3 protein-coding genes are annotated in these 1349 nt (G+C 71.2%); 1 reads left to right on the top strand and 2 read right to left on the bottom strand.

The window, feature by feature from the left end; genetic code table 11:
• A partial coding sequence (locus G6027_RS19115; RefSeq protein WP_241727212.1) for an amidase occupies window positions 1-514 on the bottom strand: 514 nt, incomplete at its 3' end.
• A complete protein-coding gene (gene gatC / locus G6027_RS16500; protein ID WP_182615860.1) occupies window positions 511-810 on the bottom strand; it encodes an Asp-tRNA(Asn)/Glu-tRNA(Gln) amidotransferase subunit GatC in 300 nt (99 codons plus the stop codon). The genes gatC and G6027_RS19115, both read right to left, overlap by 4 nt.
• A 78-nt stretch (window positions 811-888) precedes the next feature.
• Between gatC and G6027_RS16505 the strand changes: the two genes are divergently transcribed.
• Window positions 889-1349: amino acid-binding protein (locus G6027_RS16505; RefSeq protein ID WP_182638096.1), on the top strand; the 461-nt coding region annotated here is incomplete at its 3' end.

Raw genomic sequence — 1349 nt, forward strand, 5'->3', positions numbered from 1 at the left:
TGGCGATCGGGGCCTGGTGGGATGCCAGGGCAGCGGCGGAGCCACCGCCGGACCCGCCCGGGGTGCGGCTGGGGTCCCACGGGTTGCGGGTCGGGCCGTACGCCGAGTTCTCGGTCGAGGACCCCATGGCGAACTCGTCCATATTCGTCTTGCCCAGGATCGGGATGCCCGCCTCCCGCAGCCTCGCGGTGACCGTGGCGTCGTACGGCGAGCGGTAGCCCTCGAGCATCCTCGACCCGCACGTCGTGGGGGCGTCGGTGGTGGTGAACACGTCCTTGAGGGCGACCGGGACCCCCGCCAGCGGGCCGAGTTCCTCGCCGGCCGCGAGACGGGCGTCGACGGTGCGCGCGGCCTCGAGCGCCTCGCCTGCTCCCACGTGGAGGAAGGCGTTGATCTCCCCGTCGACCTCCGAGATCCGGTCGAGGTGTGCCCGGGTGACCTCCTCCGAGGACACCTCCCGCGCGGCGATCCGGCCGGCCAGTTCCGCGGCGGTGGCGGTGGTGAGCGAACTCATGCCTCCTCCCCCAGGATCTGCGGGACCTCGAAGCGCTGCTGATCCGCGGCCGGGGCCTGGTCGAGCGCCTGGTCAGGGGTCAGACCGGGGGTGACGACGTCGGTGCGGTACACGTTGGAGATCGCGGTGGGATGGCTCATCGCCGGGACGTCGTCCGCTGCGACCTCGGACACGGCCTGCACGTGGTCGAGGATGTCGGTGAGCTGTCTCGCGAACGAATCCAGCTCGGAGTCGCTCAGTTCCAGGCGGGAAAGCCTGGCCAGATGCGCGACGTCCCCGCGTGAGATCGAGGTCACGTGTGTAGTCCCTTCGGCGTGGCGTGTCGGTACCGGCCCAGCCTAGTCAGGCCGTCAGAGTGCGGCACAATGGGCGCCATGTCTTATCTGCTCCGCGTCCTGCTCCCCGATCGACCGGGCAGCCTAGGCTCCCTGGCGGTCGCCCTGGGAACCGCCGGCGCGGACATCATCAGCCTCGACGTGGTGGACCGGTTCGACGGGGTGGCCGTGGACGACATCGTCGTGAACGTTCCCAACGGGACCTTCCCCGACACCCTGATCACCGCCGCCGAGCAACTCGACGGCGTCATGGTGGATTCACTGCGGCCGTTCGGCGGGATCCTCGACGCGCACCGCGAGCTCGAACTCATCGACGCGGTGGCGGGCGCGGGGGCCGGCGCGGACCAGATGCTCGCCGACGAGTTGCCCGCGGCGCTGCGCCTCGGGTGGGCGCTCGTCGTGGAGGAGACCTCCGACGAATGCAGACTGATCGCACGCGGCGCCGCCGCGCCGTTGTGGGACGGGGGCCGCGTCGATGCGGTACGCCACCTCGAGCGGGC

This window comes from Dietzia sp. SLG310A2-38A2 (assembly GCF_014145095.1).
Classification (GTDB): domain Bacteria; phylum Actinomycetota; class Actinomycetes; order Mycobacteriales; family Mycobacteriaceae; genus Dietzia.